This is a genomic window from Pseudomonas sp. microsymbiont 2, assembly GCF_054788395.1.
The window spans coordinates 1,620,515-1,644,363 of sequence record NZ_CM139112.1; the positions used below are offsets into that span (position 1 = coordinate 1,620,515).

27 protein-coding genes and 1 pseudogene are annotated in these 23,849 nt (G+C 65.4%); 14 read left to right on the plus strand and 14 right to left on the minus strand.

Annotation, left to right across the window (positions count from 1 at the left end; genetic code table 11):
* Positions 1 to 445: 445 nt before the first annotated feature.
* Positions 446 to 598, plus strand: a pseudogene (locus ACYUME_RS07350) (hypothetical protein); the annotation flags it as partial.
* 201 nt (positions 599 to 799) lie between these two features.
* A complete protein-coding gene (locus ACYUME_RS07355; protein WP_460419306.1) occupies positions 800 to 1,504 on the plus strand; it encodes a methyl-accepting chemotaxis protein in 705 nt (234 codons plus the stop codon).
* A 95-nt stretch (positions 1,505 to 1,599) separates the two neighbouring features.
* On the opposite strand, the gene ACYUME_RS07360 is transcribed toward ACYUME_RS07355, so the two are convergent.
* On the minus strand, positions 1,600 to 2,790 hold the full coding sequence (locus ACYUME_RS07360; RefSeq protein WP_460418450.1) for a benzoate/H(+) symporter BenE family transporter: 1,191 nt from the start codon (positions 2,788 to 2,790) through the stop codon (positions 1,600 to 1,602).
* A 146-nt stretch (positions 2,791 to 2,936) separates the two neighbouring features.
* On the opposite strand from ACYUME_RS07360, the gene ACYUME_RS07365 reads away from it, so the two are divergent.
* Positions 2,937 to 3,539: a glutathione S-transferase family protein gene (locus tag ACYUME_RS07365; RefSeq protein ID WP_460418451.1), complete on the plus strand. Its 603-nt coding sequence runs from the start codon at positions 2,937 to 2,939 to the stop codon at positions 3,537 to 3,539.
* Positions 3,540 to 3,693: 154 nt separating this feature from the next.
* Here the strand turns inward: ACYUME_RS07365 and ACYUME_RS07370 are convergent, their stop codons facing one another.
* From ACYUME_RS07370 to ACYUME_RS07390, 5 genes are all read right to left on the minus strand, one after another.
* Positions 3,694 to 4,065, minus strand: a complete 372-nt coding sequence (locus ACYUME_RS07370; protein ID WP_460418452.1) for a glutaredoxin family protein — start codon at positions 4,063 to 4,065, stop codon at positions 3,694 to 3,696.
* 58 nt (positions 4,066 to 4,123) lie between these two features.
* A complete protein-coding gene (gene folE / locus ACYUME_RS07375) occupies positions 4,124 to 4,669 on the minus strand; it encodes a GTP cyclohydrolase I FolE (RefSeq protein WP_279886152.1) in 546 nt (181 codons plus the stop codon).
* A gap of 69 nt (positions 4,670 to 4,738) precedes the next feature.
* A complete protein-coding gene (locus tag ACYUME_RS07380) occupies positions 4,739 to 5,299 on the minus strand; it encodes a Smr/MutS family protein (protein WP_279886155.1) in 561 nt (186 codons plus the stop codon).
* 221 nt (positions 5,300 to 5,520) lie between these two features.
* Complete coding sequence (locus ACYUME_RS07385) at positions 5,521 to 5,841, minus strand: hypothetical protein (RefSeq protein WP_279886158.1); 321 nt, start codon at positions 5,839 to 5,841, stop codon at positions 5,521 to 5,523.
* An 88-nt stretch (positions 5,842 to 5,929) separates the two neighbouring features.
* Positions 5,930 to 6,520 (minus strand): cysteine hydrolase family protein, encoded by a 591-nt coding sequence (locus ACYUME_RS07390; RefSeq protein WP_279886160.1) that lies wholly within the window; start codon positions 6,518 to 6,520, stop codon positions 5,930 to 5,932.
* Between the two features lie 179 nt (positions 6,521 to 6,699).
* Between ACYUME_RS07390 and prmB the strand changes: the two genes are divergently transcribed.
* Positions 6,700 to 7,608, plus strand: coding sequence for a 50S ribosomal protein L3 N(5)-glutamine methyltransferase (prmB, locus tag ACYUME_RS07395; protein WP_279886161.1), 909 nt, complete (start codon positions 6,700 to 6,702; stop codon positions 7,606 to 7,608).
* An 84-nt stretch (positions 7,609 to 7,692) separates the two neighbouring features.
* Here the strand turns inward: prmB and ACYUME_RS07400 are convergent, their stop codons facing one another.
* On the minus strand, positions 7,693 to 8,478 hold the full coding sequence (locus tag ACYUME_RS07400) for a hypothetical protein (protein ID WP_460418453.1): 786 nt from the start codon (positions 8,476 to 8,478) through the stop codon (positions 7,693 to 7,695).
* 103 nt (positions 8,479 to 8,581) lie between these two features.
* Positions 8,582 to 9,544: an alpha/beta hydrolase gene (locus ACYUME_RS07405; protein WP_460418454.1), complete on the minus strand. Its 963-nt coding sequence runs from the start codon at positions 9,542 to 9,544 to the stop codon at positions 8,582 to 8,584.
* A gap of 188 nt (positions 9,545 to 9,732) precedes the next feature.
* On the opposite strand from ACYUME_RS07405, the gene aroC reads away from it, so the two are divergent.
* The 3 genes from aroC (at position 9,733) to ACYUME_RS07420 (ending at position 12,630) form a co-directional block, all read left to right on the plus strand.
* Positions 9,733 to 10,824 carry a chorismate synthase gene (aroC, locus tag ACYUME_RS07410; RefSeq protein WP_460418455.1) on the plus strand — a complete coding sequence of 364 codons (1,092 nt, stop codon included), beginning with the start codon at positions 9,733 to 9,735 and terminating at the stop codon, positions 10,822 to 10,824.
* A 115-nt stretch (positions 10,825 to 10,939) separates the two neighbouring features.
* The gene (locus tag ACYUME_RS07415; RefSeq protein ID WP_460418456.1) at positions 10,940 to 12,094 is read left to right on the plus strand and encodes an MFS transporter; all 1,155 of its coding nucleotides are present in this window, start codon (positions 10,940 to 10,942) and stop codon (positions 12,092 to 12,094) included.
* Complete coding sequence (locus ACYUME_RS07420) at positions 12,094 to 12,630, plus strand: oxidase (protein WP_460418457.1); 537 nt, start codon at positions 12,094 to 12,096, stop codon at positions 12,628 to 12,630. Before ACYUME_RS07415 ends, ACYUME_RS07420 begins: the two co-directional genes overlap by 1 nt.
* Before the next feature lie 18 nt (positions 12,631 to 12,648).
* Here the strand turns inward: ACYUME_RS07420 and ACYUME_RS07425 are convergent, their stop codons facing one another.
* Complete coding sequence (locus ACYUME_RS07425; RefSeq protein ID WP_279886171.1) at positions 12,649 to 12,921, minus strand: DUF3509 domain-containing protein; 273 nt, start codon at positions 12,919 to 12,921, stop codon at positions 12,649 to 12,651.
* A gap of 267 nt (positions 12,922 to 13,188) precedes the next feature.
* On the opposite strand from ACYUME_RS07425, the gene ACYUME_RS07430 reads away from it, so the two are divergent.
* Together ACYUME_RS07430 and ACYUME_RS07435 are read left to right on the plus strand one after the other, a co-directional pair.
* Positions 13,189 to 13,710, plus strand: coding sequence for an ankyrin repeat domain-containing protein (locus tag ACYUME_RS07430; protein ID WP_279886173.1), 522 nt, complete (start codon positions 13,189 to 13,191; stop codon positions 13,708 to 13,710).
* Between the two features lie 60 nt (positions 13,711 to 13,770).
* Positions 13,771 to 14,301, plus strand: coding sequence for a hypothetical protein (locus tag ACYUME_RS07435; protein WP_460418458.1), 531 nt, complete (start codon positions 13,771 to 13,773; stop codon positions 14,299 to 14,301).
* A gap of 179 nt (positions 14,302 to 14,480) precedes the next feature.
* On the opposite strand, the gene ACYUME_RS07440 is transcribed toward ACYUME_RS07435, so the two are convergent.
* Positions 14,481 to 15,425 (minus strand): ZIP family metal transporter, encoded by a 945-nt coding sequence (locus ACYUME_RS07440; protein ID WP_460418459.1) that lies wholly within the window; start codon positions 15,423 to 15,425, stop codon positions 14,481 to 14,483.
* A gap of 127 nt (positions 15,426 to 15,552) precedes the next feature.
* On the opposite strand from ACYUME_RS07440, the gene ACYUME_RS07445 reads away from it, so the two are divergent.
* The 4 genes from ACYUME_RS07445 to ACYUME_RS07460 all read left to right on the plus strand — a co-directional run bounded on the left by ACYUME_RS07445 (position 15,553) and on the right by ACYUME_RS07460 (position 18,903).
* A complete protein-coding gene (locus tag ACYUME_RS07445) occupies positions 15,553 to 15,744 on the plus strand; it encodes a PLDc N-terminal domain-containing protein (RefSeq protein ID WP_279886213.1) in 192 nt (63 codons plus the stop codon).
* A gap of 186 nt (positions 15,745 to 15,930) precedes the next feature.
* On the plus strand, positions 15,931 to 18,006 hold the full coding sequence (locus ACYUME_RS07450; protein WP_460418460.1) for an LTA synthase family protein: 2,076 nt from the start codon (positions 15,931 to 15,933) through the stop codon (positions 18,004 to 18,006).
* Positions 18,007 to 18,151: 145 nt separating this feature from the next.
* Positions 18,152 to 18,388 carry a hypothetical protein gene (locus ACYUME_RS07455; RefSeq protein WP_279886207.1) on the plus strand — a complete coding sequence of 79 codons (237 nt, stop codon included), beginning with the start codon at positions 18,152 to 18,154 and terminating at the stop codon, positions 18,386 to 18,388.
* A gap of 182 nt (positions 18,389 to 18,570) precedes the next feature.
* Positions 18,571 to 18,903: a ribonuclease E inhibitor RraB gene (locus ACYUME_RS07460; protein WP_279886205.1), complete on the plus strand. Its 333-nt coding sequence runs from the start codon at positions 18,571 to 18,573 to the stop codon at positions 18,901 to 18,903.
* A gap of 4 nt (positions 18,904 to 18,907) precedes the next feature.
* On the opposite strand, the gene ACYUME_RS07465 is transcribed toward ACYUME_RS07460, so the two are convergent.
* On the minus strand, positions 18,908 to 19,711 hold the full coding sequence (locus ACYUME_RS07465; RefSeq protein WP_460418461.1) for a c-type cytochrome: 804 nt from the start codon (positions 19,709 to 19,711) through the stop codon (positions 18,908 to 18,910).
* Positions 19,712 to 20,240: 529 nt separating this feature from the next.
* Between ACYUME_RS07465 and ACYUME_RS07470 the strand changes: the two genes are divergently transcribed.
* Positions 20,241 to 20,975: an amidotransferase gene (locus ACYUME_RS07470; RefSeq protein ID WP_460418462.1), complete on the plus strand. Its 735-nt coding sequence runs from the start codon at positions 20,241 to 20,243 to the stop codon at positions 20,973 to 20,975.
* Positions 20,976 to 21,023: 48 nt separating this feature from the next.
* Here the strand turns inward: ACYUME_RS07470 and ACYUME_RS07475 are convergent, their stop codons facing one another.
* From ACYUME_RS07475 to ACYUME_RS07485, 3 genes are all read right to left on the minus strand, one after another.
* Positions 21,024 to 21,995, minus strand: a complete 972-nt coding sequence (locus ACYUME_RS07475) for a magnesium and cobalt transport protein CorA (RefSeq protein ID WP_279886196.1) — start codon at positions 21,993 to 21,995, stop codon at positions 21,024 to 21,026.
* Positions 21,996 to 22,090: 95 nt separating this feature from the next.
* Complete coding sequence (locus tag ACYUME_RS07480; protein ID WP_279886193.1) at positions 22,091 to 22,810, minus strand: lysophospholipid acyltransferase family protein; 720 nt, start codon at positions 22,808 to 22,810, stop codon at positions 22,091 to 22,093.
* Positions 22,811 to 23,091: 281 nt separating this feature from the next.
* Positions 23,092 to 23,781 (minus strand): crotonase/enoyl-CoA hydratase family protein, encoded by a 690-nt coding sequence (locus tag ACYUME_RS07485; protein ID WP_279886190.1) that lies wholly within the window; start codon positions 23,779 to 23,781, stop codon positions 23,092 to 23,094.
* Between the last annotated feature and the right edge of the window lie 68 nt (positions 23,782 to 23,849).

Genomic DNA, 23,849 nt, shown 5'->3' on the forward strand with positions numbered 1-23,849 from the left:
TGGCCTGGCCGACGACGGCACCTACACCCTCAAGCAATCCCAGGGCCAGCAGGGCGGCGAGTTTCTCGAGCAGGCCGCGCAGGTGGCGCAGGTCGCGCGGCTGATGCTGCAGGCCATGGACGAGGCCAGGGTACGCCTGGAGCAAAGCCGCAAGGGCGACGAAGCCATTGCCCAGGGGCGCATTGCCCAGACGCAGGAAGCGGCGACGCTGGTGGAGCAGCTCAAGTCCGCCGTGGCCGATGCCGGATACCAGAGCGTGCTGGGCGAGGTGGCTGGGCATATCGCCAGTTTCTCCGAGAAACTCAACGAATATACCGACCTGCTGGGGCAGGAGCAGGGCATCAAGCGCCAGCTGCAGGACCGCGCCGAGCAGGTCACGGCACGGGTCGACCAGGCTTATGCCGCCCAGGAACAGGCCATGCAGACGGAACTGACGGGCAACACCATGGCCATCGCCGCGGCCACGGCCCTGGCGTTGCTGGTGGGCGTGCTGGCGGCCTGGTTGATCACCCGCGCGGTGGTCGCGCCGCTCAAGCGCGTGATCAGCCGTGCCCGGCGCATTGCCGCGGGCGAGCTGGGCATCGAGGCCGAACCACCGCGTGCCGACGAAGTCGGCCAGCTGCTGCAGGCCATGCAGCACATGGCCGAAGGCTTGTCCGGCATCGTCAGCGGCTTGCAGCAGGGCATCGATCAGCTGGCCGGCAGCGCTCAGGCTTTATCGGCGGTCACCGAGCAGACCAACCGCGAAGTCGGCAGCCAGAAGGACGAGACCGAACAGGTGGCCACCGCCATGCAGCAGATGACCGCGACCGTTCACGACGTGGCGCGCAATGCCGAGCAGGCGGCCCAGGCGGCTCAGGATGCCGACGACAAGGTCGAGTCGGGGCAGCAGGTGGTGCGCCAGGGCATGCAGCGCATCGAGCAGTTGGCGGCGGCCGCCGAGACCGCCAGCAGTGGTATCGACAGCCTCAGTAGTGAGATCCATACCATCGGTGATGTGCTGGAGGTGATCAAGAGCGTGGCCGAGCAAACCAACCTGCTGGCGCTCAACGCGGCCATCGAGGCGGCTCGGGCCGGCGAGCAGGGCCGTGGCTTCGCCGTGGTGGCCGACGAGGTGCGCGCGCTGGCCCGGCGTACCCGGCAGTCCACCGAAGAAATCGAGCGCCTGGTCGCCAGCCTGCGTGGCAACGCTCAGCAGTCGGTGGCGCAGATTCGCGGCAGCACCGAGCTGGTGCGCCTGGCGGTGGCCGACGCGCTGCAGACCGAGAGCGCCTTGGGCAGCATTGCCGCGGCGGTGTCGCTGATCCAGCAGATGAACCAGCAGATCGCCGCGGCGGCCGAGCAGCAGAGTTCGGTGGCCGAGGAGATCAGTCGCAGCGTCACGCAGATTCGCGGCAGCGCCGACCAGGCGGCGCTGGCGATGCAGGACAATGCCCGCTCAAGTATCGAACTGGCGCAGCTGGGCCATGATTTGAAGGGCATGGTGGGGCATTTCCGCCTGTGATCGGCTGTGGCGGCCCTATCGCGGGGCAAGCCCGCTCCCACGCATGCCCGCTGCAGGATTTGGCGTGGGAGCGGGCTTGCCCCGCGATAGGGTTGTCAGTCCCTGCGTGGGCTGAGGATCAGCAAGGTCAGCACCCCCGCCACGATCCCCCAGAATGCCGAGCCGATCGAGAACAAGGTGAACCCCGACGCGGTCACCATGAAGGTGATCAGCGCCGCCTCGCGCTCGCGAGCCTCGCCCATGGCCACGCTCAGGCCGTTCATGATCGAGCCGAACAGCGCCAGGGCGGCAATCGACAGTACCAGCTCCTTGGGCAGCGCGCCGAACAGCGCCGCCAGGGTGGCGCCGAAGATGCCGGCGATGCCGTAGAAAATCCCGCACCAGACCGCCGCCGTGTAGCGCTTGGCTGGGTCTTCGTGGGCGTGCGGCCCGGTGCAGATCGCCGCGCTGATCGCCGCCAGGTTGACGCCATGGGAGCCGAAGGGGGCCAGCAGCAACGAGGCCAAGCCGGTGGCGGAAATCAGCGGCGAGGCGGGCACTTGGTAGCCGTCGGCGCGCAGCACGGCAACGCCGGGCATGTTCTGCGAGGTCATGGCCACCACGAACAGCGGAATGCCGATGCTGATGGTCGCTGCCAGCGAGAAACTGGGCGTGGTCCACACCGGGGTCGCGACTTCCAGTTGGAAACCACTGAAGTCCAGCAGCCCGAGGGCGCCGGACAGCGCGGTGCCGACCAGCAGCGCGGCCAGCACGCAGTAGCGCGGCGACAGGCGCTTGACCAGCAGGTAGCTGAAGAACATGCCCAGTACCAGCACGCTACGGTGCTGCGCGGCGACGAAGATCTCGCTGCCGATCTTGAACAGGATGCCGGCCAGCAAGGCAGAGGCGAGCGAGGCAGGGATGCGCCGGACCAGACGCTCGAAGCTGCCGGTCAGGCCGCAGATCAGCACCAGCACGGCGCAGGTGATGTAGGCGCCGATCGCTTCGCTGTAGCTCACGCCGCCAAGGCTGGTGATCAGCAGTGCGGCGCCAGGGGTGGACCAGGCCACGGTGATCGGCGTGCGGTAGCGCAGCGACAGGCCAATGCTGCACACCGCCATGCCGATCGACAGGGCCCAGATCCACGAGGAAATCTGCGCGCTGGTCAGGCCCGCGGCCTGTCCGGCCTGGAACATCAGCACCAGCGAGCTGGTGTAGCCGGTGAGCATGGCGATGAAGCCGGCGACGACCGCCGAAGGTGAGCTGTCCGCCAGCGGCCGCAGGCGCGCTGAGGTGGCATCGGTCATGGGGTGAATTCCTTGTGCAGGTGTAAGCAGTTTTTTCAGGCTAGCGTGCCACGGCGCGATCCTTGCCATACAGCGGGCATTGCATTTAGCCGTACAGTCCCCAACTATTGGCCACGGATCGACAACGGCGTGAAGGGGGAGGGGCGATGTACAAGGTGTATGGGGACTACCAGTCGGGCAACTGCTACAAGGTCAAGCTGATGCTGAGCCTGCTCGACCGTCCGTACGAGTGGCACCCGGTGGATATTCTCAAGGGCGAGACCGAGACCCCCGAGTTCCTGGCGATGAACCCCAACGGCAAGGTGCCGGTGCTCAAGCTCGAGGACGGCACCTGCCTGTGGGAGTCCAACGCGATTCTCAACTTCCTGGCCGATGGCAGCGAGTTCCTGCCCAGCGAGCCACGCCTGCGCACCCAGGTGCTGCAGTGGCAGTTCTTCGAGCAGTACAGCCACGAGCCGTACATCGCCGTGGCGCGGTTCATCCAGTTCTACCTGGGGCTGCCGGACGAGCGCCTGGAGGAGTACAGGGGGTTGCACAAGGGCGGCTACAAGGCGCTCAAGGTGATGAACAAGCAGCTGGAAATGACGCCCTACCTGGTCGGCGAGCAGTACTCGATTGCCGATGTGGCGTTGTACGCCTATACCCACGTGGCGCAGCAGGGCGGTTTCGACCTGACCGATTACCCGGCGGTCCGGGCCTGGCTGGCGCGGGTGGCCAGCCATCCTCGGCATGTGCCGATGGTGGATTGACCGGTCTCATCACACCTTGTGTAGGAGCGGCCTTGCGTCGCGAAAGGGCTGCAAAGCAGCCCCAGGATCTCAGCGTCGAAGCATAAATCGCCGGGGCCGCTTTGCGGCCCTTTCGCGACACAAGGCCGCTCCTACAGGGGTTGTGTACGTGCTGTCAGACCGTCGCGAAGCGTTTGTCCAGGTAGGCAATGATGTCCTTGGACTCATACATCCAGGTCACCTTGCCGTCCTCCTCGATCCGCAGGCACGGCACCTTCACCCGGCCGCCGCCCTCGAGCAGCGCCTGGCGGTGCTGCGGATCGTTCTTCGCATCGCGCAGCGCCACCGGCACGTTCAGGCGGTGCAGGGCGCGACGGGTTTTCACGCAGAACGGGCAGGCATGGAACTGATACAGCGCCAGGCCTTTGGCCTCTTGCTCGACGCGCGCCTGGGCCGAGGCATCGCGCTTTTTCTTGGCCGGACGGCTGATCCAGTCGCCGAACACGATGAGCTGGCCGAGGCCGACTCGCAAGGCTTTGACGATCATGGGCAACTCCTGAAATGAAAAAGCCGACCCCATGGGGTCGGCTCGGGGTACAGGCCGATCACTTGATCAGGCTGAGGAACTCGCTACGGGTGGCGGCGTTCTCGCGGAACTCACCGAGCATCACCGAAGTGAGCATGGTCGAGTTCTGTTTCTCGACACCACGCATCATCATGCACATGTGCTTGGCCTCGATGACCACCGCCACGCCTGCGGCGCCGGTCACCTGCTGCACGGCGTCGGCGATCTGGCGGCTGAGGTTTTCCTGGATCTGCAGGCGGCGGGCGTACATGTCGACGATCCGCGCGACCTTCGACAGGCCCAGCACCTTGCCCTTGGGCAGGTAGGCCACATGGGCCTTGCCGATGAACGGCAGCATGTGGTGCTCGCACATCGAATACAGCTCGATGTCCCGGACCAGCACCATTTCGCTGTTGTCGGAGGTGAACAGTGCGCCGTTGGTCACTTCTTCCAGCGTCTGTTCGTAACCGCGGCAAAGGTACTTCATGGCCTTCGCGGCCCGCTTCGGCGTGTCGAGCAGGCCCTCGCGGGAGACGTCCTCGCCGATCTGGCTGAGGATCGCGGTGTAGTTCTGTTCCAGGGACATGGATCTACCTGTGGAAAGTTTCGCAAAGGCGAAGGGTACGGCGGCGGCGGCGGCGCTGCAAGCGCGATGTCACTCGTCGCGACCTTCGAGCATGGTTCGCTTGAGCATCACGTATACCGCCCCGGTGCCGCCGTGGCGGGCCTGGCAGGAGGCGAAGCCGAGCACTTGCGGGTGCTGGCGCAGCCAGGTGTTGACGTGGCTCTTGATCATCGGGCGCTTGCCGTCCAGGCGCGCGGCCTTGCCGTGGGTGACGCGCACGCAGCGCACTTCCAGGCGGGTGGCCTCGGCGATGAAGTCCCACAGCGTTTCGCGCGCCTTCTCGACGCTCATGCCGTGCAGGTCGAGGCTGCCCTCGAAGGCGATCTGGCCGAGCTTGAGCTTGCGGATCTGGGTTTCCTGGACGCCGTCGCGGCGCCACATCAGTTCATCCTCGGCACCGACGTCGATGACGAACTGGTCGGAAAGACCGTCGATCACCAGTGTCTGGTCGCTGCGCACGGTCGCCGCCTGGCGCAGGCCGGCCAACTGCTTGCGGTCGGCCTTGGGTTTGCCGACTTCGGCGCGGTCGTGCTTGATCGGCTTGACGCCGCGCACCTCGGCGCTGAACAGGGAAAAATCGTCGTCTTGCATGCTGCCTCCACGTGGGCGGCGTAGTTTACGCGACTGCGCGTCGGAGTGAAGCCCTGAGCTGCGCGCGGTTTGTGTAGGAGCGGCCTTGCCGAGGCGTCGGACCGGTCGGAAAGGGCCGCAAAGCGGCCCCGGCGATTGTTGCGTCGACGCTGAGACCGGGGGGCTGCTGCGCAGCCCTTTCGCGACGCAAGGCCGCTCCTACAGGGGGAGGTGTAAATCTGTCAGTCGTGCTTCTTCATCAGGTGCGGCGACAGGTTCAACTCGCGGCCACGGCGCAGTCGGATGCGGCTGCGTCGCCAGACGCGCACACCGATCCATAGCAGCAACAACCCGACCACGACGAGAATCGCCGACAGCGGGCGGTTGGCATTGAGCTCGGCCAGCGCGGCGTAATTGCCCAGCAGGCCGGCGAAACCGGCCATGGCGAGCAATATGCCCAGGGTGGCGAGCAGCACGGAGAGCGCTGCGGCAATGCGCGCGCCCCAGTTGCTTGGCTCGCGTTGACGCAGGCGCTTGGCATCGAAACTGCCTTTGAGCTTCATTCGAATTCCTCGGGATCTGGTGGAGCTGATCCGGATTTCGACCTGCCGGTCACCCTGGGGTTCCGCCCGTCCGCCGGGCGGTCGCGGCTCAGACCAGGCTGGCGGTGGGGGCGACGCAGGCGAAGTTGTCGGCCATCACGGCCATTTCGCACTGGTGGATCTGCGCGGCGGGAATCACGGTGTCCTTCAGGGCCAGGTCACGGGTTGCCGACGCGTCCTGCACCAGGGTGCAGCGATAACCATAGTCCTTGGCGCGGCGTACCGTGGTGCTGACGCTGGAATGACTCATGAAGCCGCAGACGATCAGGTCGAGGTGGCCGAGCGCCTGCAGGGTCTCGTGCAGCTTGGTGTTCTTGAAGGCATTGGGCATGCGCTTTTCGATGACGATCTCACCGTCGCGCGGCTCCAGGCCTGGGATGAACTCGCCTGCCGGGCCCTGGGGGTCGAAGCGCCCGCCAACGGTGCCGAGGTGGCGGACGTGGATGATCGGACGGCCGGCCTTGCGGGCGGCGTCGAGCAACCTGGCAATGTTCGCCACGGCCTCGTCCATGCCCGACAACGCCAGCGGACCGCTCAGGTACTCCTTCTGCGCGTCGATGACGATCAGGCTGGCTTGGCCCAGCTTGGCCGGCGGGTAGTCGCGGCCAGTGAGGCGGAACATCGTGGTTGGAACGGACATCAAGGGCTCCTTGGATAGGGCTTTTGTGCGCCTATTCTCCCCTGCCGAGACGCCAATGTGAATGGTTGACAGTGCAAGTGGCGTGGTTACTGGCCTGTGGCTATCCATTCGGCCATCGTCGGGCACATTTGTGCGGTGCGGGCTGTTAGACTTTTGTCCTGTCTGAAAAGGAGTACCCCGTGATCACATCCCGCCTGCGCACCCTGCGCGACCATATCCGCTGGGCGGTCAGCCGCTTCCATGAGCACGAGCTGTTCTTCGGCCATGGCGCCGACAATGCCTGGGACGAGGCCCGCCTGCTGGTGCTGGGCGCGGTGCACCTGCCCTGGGAGGTGGCCGACAGCTACCTGGATTGCGCGCTCGAGGACGACGAGCGGGTACGCCTGCAGCATCTGCTCAAGCGCCGCATCGAGGAGCGAGTGCCCACCGCGTACCTGCTGGGCGAGGCCTGGTTCTGCGGCATGTCGTTCATCGTCGACGAGCGTGTGCTGGTGCCGCGCTCGCCGATCGGCGAGTTGATCGAAAAGCGCTTCGAGCCGTGGCTGGCGGCGGAGCCTGCGCGCATCCTCGACCTGTGCACCGGCTCCGGCTGCATCGGTATCGTCGCCGCCGACGTATTCCAGGAGGCCGAGGTGGTGCTGGCCGACCTGTCCTTCGATGCGCTGGAGGTGGCCAACCAGAACATCGAGCGCCATGGCCTGGACGCACGGGTGTACACGGTGCAGGGCGATGGTTTCGGTGGGCTGCCAGGGCAGCGTTTCGACCTGATCCTGTCCAACCCGCCGTATGTCGATGCCGAGGACTTCGGCGACATGCCGGCGGAGTACCACCATGAGCCCGAGCTGGGCCTGGCCTGCGGCAACGATGGCTTGGACCTGGTGCGGCGCATGCTCGCCGAAGCGGCCGACCACCTGAGCGAAAAGGGGTTGATGATCGTCGAGGTGGGCAACAGCCAGGTGCATGTGGAGTCGCTCTATCCCGAGGTGGATTTCACCTGGCTGGAGTTCGAGCGCGGCGGGCACGGCGTGTTCATGCTCACGGCCGAGCAGTGCCGGCAGCATCAGGAACTGTTCAAGGCGCGGGTCTGACGGTACGCCCTGTCGCGGGGCAAGCCCGCTCCCACGGGGGGAAGGCAACCTCCGTGGGAGCGGGCTTGTCCCGCGATGGTGATGTCAGCGGGTGGCGATCCAGATCAGCAGCCCGGCCTGGAACACCGCGAACGCGACCAGGCAGGTGATGGTGAAACGCAGCCCACCGTCCTCGCGGCGGTACTTGGCCACCCGCTCGTCACGCTCGCGCAGCTGGGCTTCCTTCTCCATCAGGTTCTGCTCGGCCTGCTGCAGCATGCCAGCGGCCTCGATGATGTCCACGCGCTGGAGCTTCTCGGTATTCCAGCCGCCCTTGAGCTGGCCCACCGCCGTTTCCACCAGGCGCCCCTTGAGCAACTGGCCGTCGGTGTATTCCACCGCCAGGCCGGCGCTGGCCAGCACATGGTCGCGGCGCAGACGGGTGTCTTCGTTCAGGGCGTCCTTGTTCGGCAGGCTCATGCCCTCGACCCGATAGTGCGAGCAGCGCTGCTGCAGCCATTGCACGGCCTGGGCCAGCAGGAAGCGGCCGATGCCGCGGTTCAGCGGCTCGACCTGCAGGCCGGCGGGGTCGCCGATGCGCACCAGGCGTTGTTCGTGATCGACGCGGATGTCCAGCTGGTTCTGTTCCTTGCGCACCTTCTGCCCGGGCAGGCGGATTTCCATGCACAGCAGGCTGTGGGCCTTGTCGTGACGCTCGGCGTAGCCGAACTGGACGAAGCGCAGCGGCCGGGCGCCGCTGTTGCGATCGGTGGGAAGGGGCGCCAGGCGCAGCAGTTGGAAGTGTTCGACGGCAAGCTCCGCCCAGGGTAGTGGCGCGCTTTGCGGAACGTCTTCTTCTTCGGTCGCCTCGGCGGCGGGGGCATCGGTCATCAGGCTCATCCTCAGGTCCACGGCGGCAGCGTGAGCGACTCCCGTCGATCACGGCCTTCTTGCCGCGTTATCGGCAGCTGGCGAAAAGACCTGAGTGCTGCCGTCAGGCCGACGGCAGTCCATGGATGAAGGTGACGATCCGCTCGCCCAGCTCGCGGGCCAGGGGCAGTTCAGGGTTGCGGTAACTGTCACGCTGCTGGCTCATGTCCCGTGGGCTGATGCGCAGCATATGGTTCATGCCGTCGATCAGCGCCAGTTGCGCGTCGGGCTTGGCGGCCTTCAGGCGCTCGGCGTCGGCCACCTCCACCTGCACATCGTTGCGTCCCTGCACGATCAGCGCGGGAACCTTGAGGTGAGCGAAGGCGGCAGCTGGGTCCTGGCGCAGCAAGGTGATCAGGTAGGGCTGCACGCTGGGGCGGAATACCTGGCGCAGCGGCGCGGGCACATCGAGGCTGGTCTGCCCGGCCTGCAGGCGGTCGATCAGCGCCACGCCGCCGGCCAGCTGCGGCGGCGGCAGGCGCTGGGCCAGTTGCTCGCGCAGCACATCCGCCACCGGACGGCCGCTGCCGGCCAGGGTGATCACCGCGCTGGCGCCGGCCTGCTCGGCGGCGAGGCTGGCAATCAGCGCGCCTTCGCTGTGACCGACCAGGATCAGTGGGCCGAAGCGCGGATCCTGCCTGAGCGCGCGGCCCCAGGCGACCACATCGGCGACGTAGCGCTCGACGCTGAGATTGCGCTCGTCGGGCGTGGCCGGCTGGCTGGCCGCCACGCCTCGCTTGTCGAAGCGCACGCTGGCGATGTGCTCGTTGGCCAGCAGCAGGGCCAGGCGCTTGAGGTTGTCGATACGCCCGGAGGCGGGGTTGTTGCCGTCGCGGTCGGTCGGGCCGGAGCCGGCGATGATCAGCACCACCGGCGGCGGGGTGGCCTGCTGGGGCAACAGCAGGCTGCCGTGCAGCACGCCCTGGCCGGTGTCCAGGTCGATGGGGCGCTGCAGCACGGTGGGCGCGGCGGCCTGGGCGAGGCCGGCGAACAGCAGCAGGAGGAGGGCGGCGAGACGCGACTTCATGGAGGGAACTACATGGAAAGGTGTCATTGAGACATCGTGGCAGGACGAAGGTTCGCATGGCTGCTTTCCCGTGCTGGCCCGTTCGCGGGTAAACCCGCTCCACAGAGGCCGGCATGGGCAACCCATCCCCTTGTCTTTTCCGTATACTGGCCACCTCCTACCCATTCAGGCTGATTCGCGGAGCGTCCATGTCCGGCAATACCTACGGCAAGCTGTTCACTGTCACCACCGCAGGCGAGAGCCATGGCCCGGCGTTGGTCGCCATTGTCGACGGCTGCCCGCCCGGCCTGGAAATCACCCTGGCCGACCTGCAGCACGACCTCGACCGGCGCAAGCCCGGCACCAGCCGGCACACCACCCAGCGCCAGGAGCCGGACGAGGTGGAGATCCTCTCCGGGGTCTTCGAAGGGCGCACCACCGGCTGCTCGATCGGCCTGCTGATCCGCAACACCGACCAGAAGTCCAAGGACTACTCGGCGATCAAGGACCTGTTCCGCCCGGCCCACGCCGACTACACCTACCACCACAAGTACGGCATCCGCGACTACCGTGGCGGTGGCCGCAGCTCGGCGCGCGAGACCGCCATGCGCGTGGCGGCCGGTGCCATCGCCAAGAAGTACCTGGCCACCCAGGGCATCCGCGTGCGCGGCTACATGAGCCAGCTCGGACCGATCGAGATTCCGTTCAAGACCTGGGAATCGGTGGAGCACAACGCCTTCTTCTGCCCTGACCCGGACAAGGTGCCGGAGCTCGAGGCCTACATGGACCAGCTGCGCCGCGACCAGGATTCGGTGGGGGCGAAGATCACCGTGGTCGCCGAAGGCGTGATGCCAGGCCTGGGCGAGCCGATCTTCGACCGTCTCGACGCCGAACTCGCCCACGCCTTGATGAGCATCAACGCGGTCAAGGGCGTGGAGATCGGCGCCGGCTTCGCCAGCGTTGCCCAGCGCGGCACCGAGCACCGTGACGAGATGACGCCCGAGGGCTTCCTGAGCAACAACGCCGGCGGCATTCTCGGCGGCATCTCCTCCGGCCAGCCGATCGTCGCCCACCTGGCGCTCAAGCCGACGTCCAGCATCACCACCCCGGGCCGTTCGATCGACGTCGACGGCAATCCGGTCGAGGTGATCACCAAGGGTCGTCACGACCCGTGCGTCGGCATCCGCGCCACGCCGATCGCCGAGGCGATGATGGCCATCGTGCTGATGGATCACCTGCTGCGCCATCGGGCGCAGAATGCCGAGGTCAAGGTCGGTACCCCGGTGCTGGGCCAGCTCTGATTCTTCAGTCCCGGCCTCTTCGCGGGTAAACCCGCTCCCACAGGTATAGCGATGCTCCTTGTGGGAGCGGGTTTACCCGCGAAGAGGCCGGAGCAGGTCCCCACAAGGCCACCCCATGCCCCCCATTCCATACTGGCGTCTGTCCAGCTTCTACCTCTGCTACTTCGCCCTGCTCGGTGCCACCGCGCCGTTCCTGGCCCTGTACTTCGATCACCTGGGCTTCTCCCCGGCGCGCATCGGCGAGCTGGTGGCCATCCCCATGCTGATGCGCTGCCTCGCGCCGAACCTGTGGGGCTGGCTGGGTGATCGCAGCGGCCAGCGCCTGCTGATCGTGCGCCTGGGTGCGCTGTCGACCCTGGTTACCTTCTCGCTGATCTTCCTTGGCAAGAGCTACGCCTGGCTGGCGCTGGTGATGGCGCTGCACGCGTTCTTCTGGCACGCGGTGCTGCCGCAGTTCGAGGTGATCACCCTGGCCCACCTGCACGGCCAGACGGCGCGCTACAGCCAGGTCCGCCTGTGGGGTTCGATCGGCTTCATCCTCGCCGTGGTCGGGCTGGGGCGCCTGTTCGAATGGCTGAGCCTGGACATTTACCCGGTGGCGCTGGTGATCATCATGGCTGGCATCGTTGCCGCCAGCCTGTGGGTGCCCAACGCGCAACCGGTGGAGCATGCCGAGCGGCGCGGTGCCGAAGGCTTCCTCAAGCAGGTGATGGCGCCGGGGGTGCTGGCGTTCTATGGCTGCGTGGCGTTGATGCAGCTCAGCCACGGGCCCTACTACACCTTCCTGACCCTGCACCTGGAACACCTGGGCTACAGCCGCGGCGCCATCGGCCTGCTGTGGGCGCTGGGCGTGGTGGCCGAAGTGCTGGTGTTCATGGCCATGAGCCGGATCTTCGCGCGCTTTTCGGTACGCCGGGTTCTGTTGGCGAGCTTCCTGCTCGCAGCCTTGCGCTGGCTGCTGCTGGGCAACCTGGCGGACATACCGGCGGTGCTGGTGCTGGCCCAGGTGCTGCACGCGGCGACCTTCGGCTGCTTCCACGCCGCCAGCATCGCCTTCGTGCAGGCTAGCTTCGGCGCCCGCCAGCAGGGCCAGGGCCAGGCGTTGTACGCTGCGCTGTCAGGTACCGGTGGGGCGCTGGGCGCCCTGTACTCGGGCTACAGCTGGAAACTGCTGGGCCCGCACTTCACCTTTGGTATGGCCAGCGTCGCAGCGCTTGCGGCAGCCGTTATCATTGCCCTCCGTCTCAAAGAAAGCAGGAACGCCCCCTGATGAGCATGCTCAGTGTTTTCGACCCGTCCAGCCCGGAACTGCCGAACAAGGTGCTGACCCACCACGACGATATCGCCGCGACCCTGGCCGAGCAGGGCGTGCGCTTGGCCCGCTGGCAGTCCGGCGCGCACCTGCGTCCCGGCAGCGGCCAGGATGAGGTGCTCGCGGCCTGCCGCCAGCCGCTGGACCAGTTGATGACCGCGCACGGTAGCGTCACCTTCGCCGTGTTCAGCCGGGACGGCGTCGACTCGAGCCAGGTCGATCTGCGCGACGAGCATGTGCATGAGGGGGAAGAGGTGTTTGCCCTGATCAGCGGGCGCGGCCAGGTCAGCTTGCGGCTGGGAGGCTTTGTCTACGCCGTGCTCTGCGAAAAGGACGATGTGCTGGTGGTGCCGGCGGGTACGCGGCGTTGGCTCGACCTGGGCGAAAACCCGTTTTGCCTGGCCTTGCGCCTGTTCGCCAGCGAGCAAGGCGTGCAGCCACGCTTTACCGGCGATGCCACGGCCCGGCAGTTCGCCGGGCTGGATGCGTTCTGAAGGGAACGGTTCGCGCGATCAGCGATAGGTGGGCAGGGCGAACCGCTGTTGGCTCTGCAGCATCGAGATCGTCGGCAACTCACTGGCTTCGCCCGCCAGGTCGCGGCGAATGGCGCTGATCGCCCAGGACAGCTGCTCGGCGCTGTGCAGCTGCGCATAGGACAGCACACGGCGGGTCACCACGCCATCGGCGGCGCGCAGGGTCAGCAGGACGCCGCCGTCTGGACGTGCCTGGGTAGCCACTTGGTAGGCAGAGAACACCGAGGCGAATTTTTCCTGGATGAGGTCCATATCAACTCCTGACTGTTGGGTGGGCAGACGTGAGTGGATAGGTGCAGTGATCGTGCCACGCTCTATTTTTTAAAAATTACTTATAAATCAATAAGTTAATGTTTATTTCGTGTGCCATGGCCTTGCATTCTGCAAGGTCGTGCATTTTGCACAGTGCAATTTGCACGGTGATAGGCTGCGTCTCTGCAGCCTATAGAATCTGAACCTTTGACCCGCCGGCGCTGCCTGACCAACACTTGGCCCCACGCAAATGCCAGGAGGTTCCCGATGTCCGATCAACAACCCACCACCATGACCGACGAAGAGCACGCCGCCTTCGCCGAAGAAGTGTTCGAGCGCGCCCGGCGCGGCGATGCACCGATGCTCGCACGCCTGCTGGACGCTGGCCTGCCTGTCGATCTGCGCAATCACAAGGGCGATACCCTGCTGATGCTGGCCAGTTACCACGGCCATCACGAGGCGGTAAGAACCCTGCTGGCCCATGGCGCCGACCCGTTGATCGCCAACGCCAACGGTCAGTTGCCCATCGCCGGCGCAGCGTTCAAGGGCGACCTGGCGATGATCCGCCTGCTGCTGGCCCAGGGCGTGCCAGTGGATGCCGCCGCTGCCGATGGCCGTACCGCGTTGATGCTGGCGGCGATGTTCAATCGCCTGGAGATCATCGACTTTCTGCTGGCCCAGGGCGCTGACCCGGCGCATCGCGACGCGGCGGGCACTACCGCGCTGATGGCCGCTCGCACCATGGGCGCCGTAGACGCTGCCGCGCGCCTGGAGGCGCTGGCCGGCTAACCGTCCGGGGGCATTTGCGGCTATCCTTGGCGCCTTTTACGCCAACCCGCAGGGCCCCCCATGAAAGACCAGTTGCTCGAACTCATCAGCCTCATCGGCGCCGGCTGCATGCGCGATGAAGATATCGAGCGCATCGCCGGCGAGGCTGCCCAGGCCTACGCCGATCCCGACGCCTTCCTCGCCACCAACCCCGATATCAACTATGACGACAGTTTCCCGTTCCCGTTGGGTGAATGGGTGGTGGTCGGCAGCCTGCCGGATACCGTGCTGTTCCAGGCCGACAGTTACCAGGATCTGTTTCAGCAGATCAGCGACTCGTTCGACAAGAGCGTACCGTTCACCCTCAAGCCCAAGCAGCTGGCGCGCACCGAGGCGCTGACCGCGCTCAACCGCATCCAGGTGCAGATGGGCGCGTTGAACAAGGAGGCCGGTGGCTACGTGCTGCTGAATTTCAGCCAGTTGCTCGATGACGAGCTGCAGATGGTGATGGTGGGGCAGAACGACCTGGCGCGCGTGCTGGAGCTGGGTGCGGTCGTTGGCATCAAGGTGGAACCGGCGCTGGAGGCCTTGAAGGTGGCGGTGCACGTCTGAGTACACGCAGGATATCGGGATTTACCGATCCCCTGTAGGAGCGGCCTTGTGTCGCGAAAGGGGGGCGAAGCGCCCCCAGGTTTCGTGTATCAAGCTGATATCGCCGGGGCTGCTTCGCAGCCCTTTCGCGACACAAGGCCGCTCCTACAGGAATTGCGGATGGCCTGAGAATGTGTGCCTCAACCCAGCGCGGTATCGAGAAACATCATCACCGCGAACCCGCCCATCAGCCCCAATGTCGCCGCGGTCTGGTGCCCATTGCGATGGGTCTCCGGGATCACCTCGTGAGACACCACGAAGATCATCGCCCCCGCCGCCAGGCCCATGCTGATCGGGTAGGCCAGGGCGAAGCCGCTGGAAATCCCCAGGCCGATCACCGCGCCCAGGGGCTCCATCAGCCCCGAGCCGATCGCCACCAGCGCCGCCTTGAAATTCGACAGCCCCGTGGCGCGCAGGGCCAGGGCCACCGCCAGACCTTCGGGAATATCCTGGATCGCGATGGCGCTGGTCAGCGGCAGGCCGATGTTCAGGTCGCCATTGGCGAAGCTCACGCCGATGGCCATGCCTTCGGGCAGGTTGTGCAAGGTGATGGCCAGCACGAACAGCCAGACCCGGCTGATGCGTTCGGCTTCCGGGCCGCAGGGGCCGGTGCTTTCATGTTCGTGCGGGGTGAAGCGGTCGAGGCCGAGCATCAGCAGTACGCCCAGGCCCATGCCCAGCACCACGGTGAAGGCCGCCGCCGGGCCGTTGCCGGTGATTTCCCGGGCCGCGTCCAGGCCGGGCAGGATCAGCGAAAACGAACTGGCGGCGAGCATCATGCCGGCGGCAAAGCCGAGCATGACGTCCTGGGTGCGGGCGTTGACGTCGCGCAGGATCACCGCCAGCACAGCGCCCAGCGCGGTAGCGCCGAAGCCGGAGAGGCCGCCGAGCAGGGCCAGGTGCAGGTTGTCGGCGTGGTCGCCGTTGACCGCGTTCCAGACGCTGGCCAGCAGCAGGGCGGCAATGGCCAGCAGGCTCAATGCCAGGCCGGCGCTCAGCCAGGGGGTATTCAACGCCTGTTGGCGCCAGGCATCGAGCATGGGGACAGGGGCGGGGGCGGAGCTGTGGGTGCGGGCGGGGGGCATGCGGACCTCGAGGCAGTGAATGGAGCCAGTCTAGCCAGTGACCTGCCATGCCGACCAAGGATTCCCTTCTATCGCCGCCATAGGCAGCTATGCTTGGCCGCATGCACACATCGATGGGAGTGGCGGCATGGGTTCCACCTTCAATGGCCTGGTCGGCCTGATCATTCTCGCCCTGGACATCTGGGCGGTTCTCAATGTGCTCAAGAGCGGCGCCGAGGTCGGCATCAAGGTCCTGTGGATCCTGCTGATCATCCTGCTGCCGGTGCTGGGGCTGATCATCTGGGCAATCGCCGGGCCTCGGGGCAATGTGCGGATCTGAGGGCTGCCATCGCAACTGTGTAACTTTGTAAGGGCAGCCTGCTCTCGACAAAATTTTCACACTCGATTTTTGAAAATCCGCGCCGCACAATGCGGCCTTGGTCTCACCTCGCGTTCAAGGGGCCGAGCACCAGGCTGTCGGCGATTTCGCCTTTTCGCAAACCGCAATCCTAGGACCTCTCCATTCATGGCTAACACGGACGCCTTGAAGCAACAGGGCGTGCGAGGCTCGTTCTCGCCGACCCTGAAATCCCACCTGGCCTACACATTGCTCAGTGGCCTGGTGATCATGCTGATGCTCAGCCTGGTGCGCCTGGCGCTGCTGGTCTACAACAGCGACATGATCGGCGACACGCCGTCCTCGACCGTTGCCGAAGGTTTCTTCAACGGCTTGCGTTTCGATCTTCGGGTGGTGGTGTACATCAGCATCCCACTGCTGCTGGCGCTGCTCAGCCCCTGGCTGATGGCCCGCCGAGGCTTCTTCCGGTTCTGGCTGACCATCGCCTCGAGCGTGGTGATGTTCCTCGGCCTGATGGAGATGGACTTCTACCGCGAGTTCCACCAGCGGCTGAACGGCCTGGTGTTCCAGTACATCAAGGAAGACCCCAAGACCGTCATGAGCATGCTCTGGTACGGCTTCCCGGTGGTGCGCTACCTGCTGGCCTGGCTGGTCGGCACCTGGTTGCTGAGCCTGCTGTTCAAGGGCATCGACCGCTTGACCCGTGGCGAGCAAGGCGTCCAGTCCACCGCCGCTGGCAAGCTGGCGCCGTGGTATGGCCGCCTGGCGCTGTTCATGGTCGTGCTGCTGGTGGCCGTGGTCGCCGCCCGCGGCACCCTGCGCCAAGGCCCGCCCATGCGCTGGGGTGACGCCTTCACCACCGACTCGAACTTCGTCAACCAGCTGGGCCTGAACGGCACGCTGACCCTGATCGACGCCGCCAAGAGCCGCTTTGGCGAAGACCGCGCCAATATCTGGAAGCCCGTGCTCGAGCAGCCGCTGGCCACCCAGACCGTGCGCGACCAGCTGCTGACCGCCAACGACACCCTGGTCGATGCCGACGAGGCCGCGATCCGCCGCGATTTCGTGCCGCCGCAGGCCAACACCCTGCCGGTGAAGAACGTCGTGGTCATTCTCATGGAAAGCTTCGCCGGCCACTCGGTGGGCGCGCTGGGCAGCCCGAACAACATCACCCCGTACTTCGACAAGCTGGCCAAGGAGGGTCTGCTGTTCGACCGCTTCTTCTCCAACGGCACCCATACCCACCAGGGCATGTTCGCCACCATGGCCTGCTTCCCCAACCTGCCGGGCTTCGAGTACCTGATGCAGACTCCCGAAGGCGGCCACAAGCTGTCCGGCCTGCCAGCGCTGCTCAGTGCCCGCGACTATGACGATGTCTACGTCTACAACGGCGACTTCGCCTGGGACAACCAGTCCGGGTTCTTCGGCAACCAGGGCATGACCACCTTCATCGGCCGCAACGACTTCGTCGACCCGGTGTTCTCCGACCCGACCTGGGGCGTGTCCGACCAGGACATGTTCAACCGCGGCAACGAAGAGCTGGCCAAGCATGACGGCAAGAAGCCGATCTACGCGTTGCTGCAGACCCTCTCCAACCACACGCCGTATGCCTTGCCCAAGGACCTGCCGGTGGAGAAGGTCACCGGGCAGGGGCGCCTGGACGAACACCTGACCGCCATGCGCTACTCCGACTGGGCGTTGGGCCAGTTCTTCGAGAAAGCGCGCAAGGAGCCTTACTTCAAGGACACCCTGTTCGTCATCGTCGGCGACCACGGTTTCGGCAACCATCAGCAGGTCACCGAGCTGGACCTGGGCCGCTTCAACGTGCCTCTGCTGCTGATCGCCCCGGGCATCCAGGACAAGTTCGGCGCGGTCAACCATACCGTGGGCACCCAGGTCGACATCGTGCCGACCATCATGGGCCGCCTCGGTGGTCAGGCCCGTCACCAGTGCTGGGGGCGCGACCTGCTCAACCTGCCTGAGGGCGACCAGGGCGTGGGCATGATCAAGCCGTCGGGCAGCGAGCAGATCGTCGGCCTGGTGCAGGGCGATCGCATCCTCATCGAGGCCAAGGACATGACCCCACGGATGTATCGCTATCAGCTGGGCCGTGAGTTCAAGGCCGAGCTGATCGAGAGCCCCGACCAGCCCGAGATGTTGAAAAAGCTCGAGGCGTACATCCAGACGGCGACCAAGAGCCTGCTGGACAACACTGCCGGCGTGGTTCACGGCACGCCGAAGTAAGTCCGCCTGGCAACGCTGAAAGCCCGCCGTCGACCGGCGGGCTTTTTTCATGCGGTTTCATGTGCCCGGCTGAACGTTTGGCCCGGTGCGGCGGTCAAGCTAGTACGCAGTTTTCACTCACCGTTGTGCCAGCGAGGACTGATCGATGAAAGCGTGGGAAATCAGCTTTGCCGACCAGAAGGGCGAACCGCAGACACTGCTGATCGATGCCGAGCAGCGCCCCAGCGAAGAAGACGCAGCGCGCGCCATTCGTTCCCGTTTGTTCCCGCTCATGGACGAACTGGACCTCAACGACTTCCAGGACCGCAGCTATTCCCCCACGGCACGCTGGCTCAAGGAACAGAGTGGCGTGATCATCACCACCATTCGCCAGGTGCCCTAGGCTGCCGCTCGCTGGCGTAGTGCCTGTACAGGCACTACGCTGCAAACAGATGCCGGTCTACTCTGCGGGCCGGCGTCCATTTCATTCGCGTCTTGCAATCCGCTCGTACTGCCGGGCCCTTCGAGCCCGACAGGTGCGTTGTGCACGGAAAGTCTATCCATTGCTATGCAGGAGGACGTTTCATGAGCAGCCAGAACGACGATATCAGCAGCAGTGTCCTGCGCCAGATGAAAGCTGGTGGTTTCGACTTCACCCGTATCCATCCCATCGAGTTCTATGCCGTCTTTCCAGATGAAGTCGGTGCCCGCCGGGCGGCGCGGCAGTTTCGCGGCGAATCCCTCAGTGCCCAGGTGAGCGAGCGTGACGATGGCGCCTGGCACCTGGAGCTGAGCAAGGTCATGTATGCCACCCACGGTGGTATCGGGGCCTTCGAGCAAGCGTTCGAACGGGTCGTTTCACCCTATGGTGGCGAGGTCGAGGGCTGGGGCGTCAAGCAGGAGCGGCCGATCGCCTAGCGCATCATTGCCGTTTACGCCCAGCCATGTGCTTCAGGTAGGCCAGCAGCGCGTCGAGTTCCCGTTCGTTCAGCACCTGGGGAGGGAAACCAGGCATTTTCGCCTGGGGCCAGTGCCGCAGACTTTGCGGATCGCGAATGTACTGGCGCAGGAATGCCGGCTGGAAGTACTCGGTCGGGTTGTGCGGCAGGTTCAAGTCCGGGCCGAACTGCGCATCGCCCGCGCCATTGAGGCGATGACAGGCCAGGCAGTTCTGCTGGAACAGGGCAAAGCCTTGGCGCACCGGGTCGCGCTCGGCGAGGCTCGGGTCGGGCAGCAGCGCGGGGAAGCGCGTTGCCACCGGCGCCAGACGGCGGATCGTGGCGATCTGGAACGGCCATTGCTCCGGGCGGATCGCGCCGGCCTCGGGGCGTTGCCACACCAGGTAGAACGGTCCGGCGCTTGGTTTGTCCTGGCCCAGTGCCGGCCAGGGGCGGGTCGGGTCCTCGATGGCCAGCCAGGCCTGTGCCGGGCCCTGCTGCAACAAGGGGCCTGCCGGCATCTCGGCGGCGAAGCCATCCAGGGCCACGGCTTGCAGATGATCGCCGGAGTTCACGCCTTCCAGCAGTACGGCCAGAGGCAGCGCGCGGTAGTGCATGACCCGCTTGTAGGCGACGTCATGGGCCACGGTGATGTCGCGGGTCTGCGGGTGCTGGAGCAACTGCTCGCTGCTCCAGTGGCGGCTGGCACCGCCCAGTTCGAGGGTCAGTTGCGCCGCCGCCAGTGGCAAGGCAAACAGCAGGCAGAGTAGGGTGATGCACAGGCGCATGGGCAACCTCCAGCCATCAAGGCTGGCAGATTACCTGTGCGTTGCCGGAAATAGCCACAGCCCGCGTCAGCCGAACAGTCGCGTGAGGTTCGGCAGGATGAGCAGCAGTGTCGTGGCGAAGAGGATGAGCCCCGCTTGGCGTACTTTCGATTGTCTGAACATGGCGGACCGCCTTCTTGTTGTTATTCCTGAATAGCCCTTGGCTTCCCTGTCTCGCGTCGGGTCGATCGCAGTTGGCACGTTGGCGCGCCGTCTGTGTTTTCCTCATGTTTCTGGATATACAACCAACAGTAGGGGCCGCGTCATCCTTGTTTCAGAACCCTTTGTTCTAACCGGGAAGCTGCTGATTTCCGATCGTTCAAAGGCCACTGGCCACTGCGCTGGCACGCTCAGGCTAGACGAGTGCGCGGCCAGGGTTACCAAGGGTTACAGGGCCTACCGTTCGTCTGGACATCCTACTTGCTTGTGCGGGTCTTTCGCGTCAGTCTCTACAGCAAATCCCACCCACATGTCGTTCAGGACTACCGCTATGTCGTTACGCATCTGCATCCTCGAAACCGATGTCCTGCGACCGGAACTGGTCGCGCAATATCAGGGCTACGGCAGGATGTTCGAGCAGCTGTTTTCGCGCCAGCCGATCGCCGCCGAGTTTGACGTGTACAACGTGATGAACGGCGATTATCCCCCTGACGGCGAACGCTTCGACGCGTACCTGGTGACCGGCAGCAAGGCCGATTCGTTCGGTGACGACCCGTGGATCCAGACGCTCAAGGCCTACCTGCTCAAGCTTTACGAGCGTGGCGAGAAGTTGCTGGGGGTGTGTTTCGGCCACCAGTTGCTGGCACTGACCCTCGGCGGCAAGGCCGAGCGTGCCGACAAGGGCTGGGGCGTGGGGATCCATCGCTACCGCCTGGCGGCCCATGCACCGTGGATGGACCCCGAGGTGAGCGAGCTGACCCTGCTGATCAGCCACCAGGACCAGGTCACCGAGCTGCCCGAGGGCGCCACGGTGATCGCCTCCAGCGATTTCTGCCCGAACGCCGCCTATCACATCCGCGATCAGGTGCTGTGCTTCCAGGGGCACCCGGAGTTCGTCCACGATTACTCGCGGGCGCTGCTCGACGCGCGCCAGCAGTATCTGGGCGATGAGGTGTACCAGAAGGCCGTGGCCAGCCTGGCGACCGAGCACCAGGGCGATCTGGTGGGCGAGTGGATGCTGCGCTTCGTGCAGCAGCCGGCCAAGGCCGGCGACAGCGCTGCCTGAGCACTGTGGGAGCGGGCAAGCCCGCTCCCACGAAACCTGCGTTCGCTGCTATAGCCAACCCGAGCGTTTGAAGCTGTAGTACAACCCCGAGCACCCCAGTCCGATGACACCCAGCACGGCGAAGTAACCGTAGTGCCAGCCCAGCTCCGGCATGTTCTGGAAGTTCATCCCATAGATCCCGGCAACCGCCGTGGGAAACGCCAGGATCGCCGCCCAGGCGGCGAACTTGCGCTGGGTGATGCTCTGGCGTGACGACTCCAGCAGCATGCCGATCTCGATGGTCTGGCTGGCGATGTCGCGAATACCGGCCAGGTCTTCCATCTGCCGGGTGACGTGGATCTGCACGTCACGGAAGTACGGGCGCATGTTCTTGTCGATGAACGGGAAGCTCAGGCGCTGCAGCTCCTCGCTGACCTCCACCATCGGCGCCACGTAGCGGCGCAGGCGCAGGATGTCGCGCCGCAGGCTGTGCAGGCGCTGGATGTCGGCCTCCTGCAGCGAGCCGCTGAGCACGCTCTGTTCCAGCTCCTCGATCTCGCCGTGGATGGCCTCGCTGACGGGTTGGTAGTTCTCGGTGACGAAGTCGAGCAGGGCATAGAGCACGAAGTCTTCGCCATGTTCGAGCAGCAGTGGCCGGGCCTCGCAGCGCTGGCGCACCAGTGAGTAGGACTTCGAGTGGCCGTTGCGGCAGGTGATGATGTAGCCGTTGCCGGCGAAGATGTGCGTCTCGATGAACTCGAGCCGGCCCTGATGCCTCACGGGGGAGTAGGTGACGATGAACAGCGCGTCGCCGAAGGTCTCCAGCTTGGGGCGGCTGTGCTTTTCCAGGGCGTCCTCGATGGCCAGCTCGTGCAGGCCGAACTGACGCTGCAGGTTGGCCAGCTCCTCGGCGTTGGGCTCCTCCAGGCCGATCCAGACGAAGTGCCCGGGCTTGCGGGCCCATTCGGCACCTTCGTCGATGTTGATGTTGGTGACTTTCCTGCCGGCGCTGTAGACCGCCGCTGCGACGACTCGACCCATGGTTGTCCGCTTATTCGGTTGAACATGGCAGACAGCTTGGGCTGTGTCGCGAGGCAGGGCAACCGTCGGGCATCAAGAAAGGCGCGGGAGGCGGGCTATTGGCCCGTCACTTCGCTTTCCATATGGTCAATGCAGTGCTGCATCTGGCTGCGGCATTGCTCGATCAGCGCTGGCAAGTCGTGCTGGGAAAGACCCGCGGTAGCGATGGGCGGCAGCGAGCGCACGATTACCGTGCGCTGGCGCCAGCTGTTCAGGCTCAGGCGCCGGGAGTAGCGGCTGACGCACACCGGCACGATCGGCACCCCGGCCTCCACGGCCATGTGGAACGCGCCCTTCTTGAACGCCAGCAGCTGCTCGCCGGGGTTGCGCGTGCCTTCGGGGAAGATCCAGATAGAGGTGTCGTCGCGCAGGGTGCGGGTGGTGGCCTGCATTGCCTTGCGCGCCTGGTAGGCGTTCTGGCGATCGATCAGCACATTGCCGCCCAGCCAGAACAGCTGGCCGAACAGCGGGATCCAGCCCAGGCTCTTCTTGCCGATGGCCACGGTGCGTCGTGGTACCACCTGGCCGAGGATGAACAGGTCGTAGTTGGACTGGTGATTGGCGACGATCACGCAACCGGGCGGCTGGTCCCACAGCGGGCCGACCTCGGCCTTGACCTTGATGCGCATGAACCAGGCCGCGGGCACGCTGTAGAGGCGGGCGAACAGGCGACTGTTGTCGGGGTTGAACGGACGCAGCAGGCCGATGACCAGGCCGACGATGCCCACGAACAGGAAGTGCAGCGCCAACAGGAGCATGCGCAGGATATAAAGCATGGTACGACTCACACCGGACGATCGCGGCGCAGTGTACGGGTGTGCACTGTCTGGGGCAAATGCTCGACAAACATCAGGCAGTCCGCTGCCATGGGACTGCACATGACTTACTGATCGAACAGGGTTCTGTTTGATTTAGCAGGGACCTGTGGGAGCGGCTTTAGCCGCGAACACCGGCGTAGCCGGTGCCAGGCGGCGCGTCGCTTGTTTCGCGGGTGAACCCGCTCCCACAGGGGGCGCGCTTGCCGCCCAAACAAAGGCCCTTGCAGCGGGCCGGCAGATCAGCCCAGGTGGTTCTGGTCCAGCAGGATCGCCTCGTCCAGCGTCTCCAGCAGACCCTTGCGCACCTTCAGCTTGGTGTTCTTGTGCGCCAGCATGTTCAGTTTCTTCAGCTCGCGGGCAGCGGCCAGGGCGGCCTCTTGCAGCTGCTCGGCCGGTACCACCTTGTCGAGGAAGCCGGCTTCGCGGGCGCCTTGCGGGTCGAAGATCTCGGCATTGTTCACCGAACGCTGGAACGCCGCGCGGCTGAGGCGATCACGGGCCAGCTCGATGCCGGCGTGGTGCATGGTCATGCCGATCTGCACTTCGTTCAGGCAGATCTTGTAGGGGCCGTCGACGCCGATGCGGTAGTCGCCCGAGAGCAGCAGGAACGCACCCTTGGCCACGGCGTTGCCGGGGCAGGCGACGATCACCGGGAACGGGTGCGACAGCAGGCGGCGGGCGAGGGTGGAGCCGGCGGTGACCAGGCCGACGGCCTCCTTGGGGCCGGCGGTCATCACCTTGAGATCGTAGCCGCCGGAGAGAATGCCCGGCTGGCCGGTGATGATCACCACGGCGCGGTCTTCCACGGCGCGGTCCAGGGCGGCATTGAACGCGGCGATGACATCCGGGGAGATGGCGTTGACCTTGCCGTTGTTCAGGGTCAGGGTGGCGATGCCGTCTTCGGCGTGGTAGGTAATCAGCTCGCTCATGGCAGAGTCCTTTGGATGGCGTGGCGACGACGTTACCCAGCCATTTCGGCCAGGTAAAGCGCCAAGGC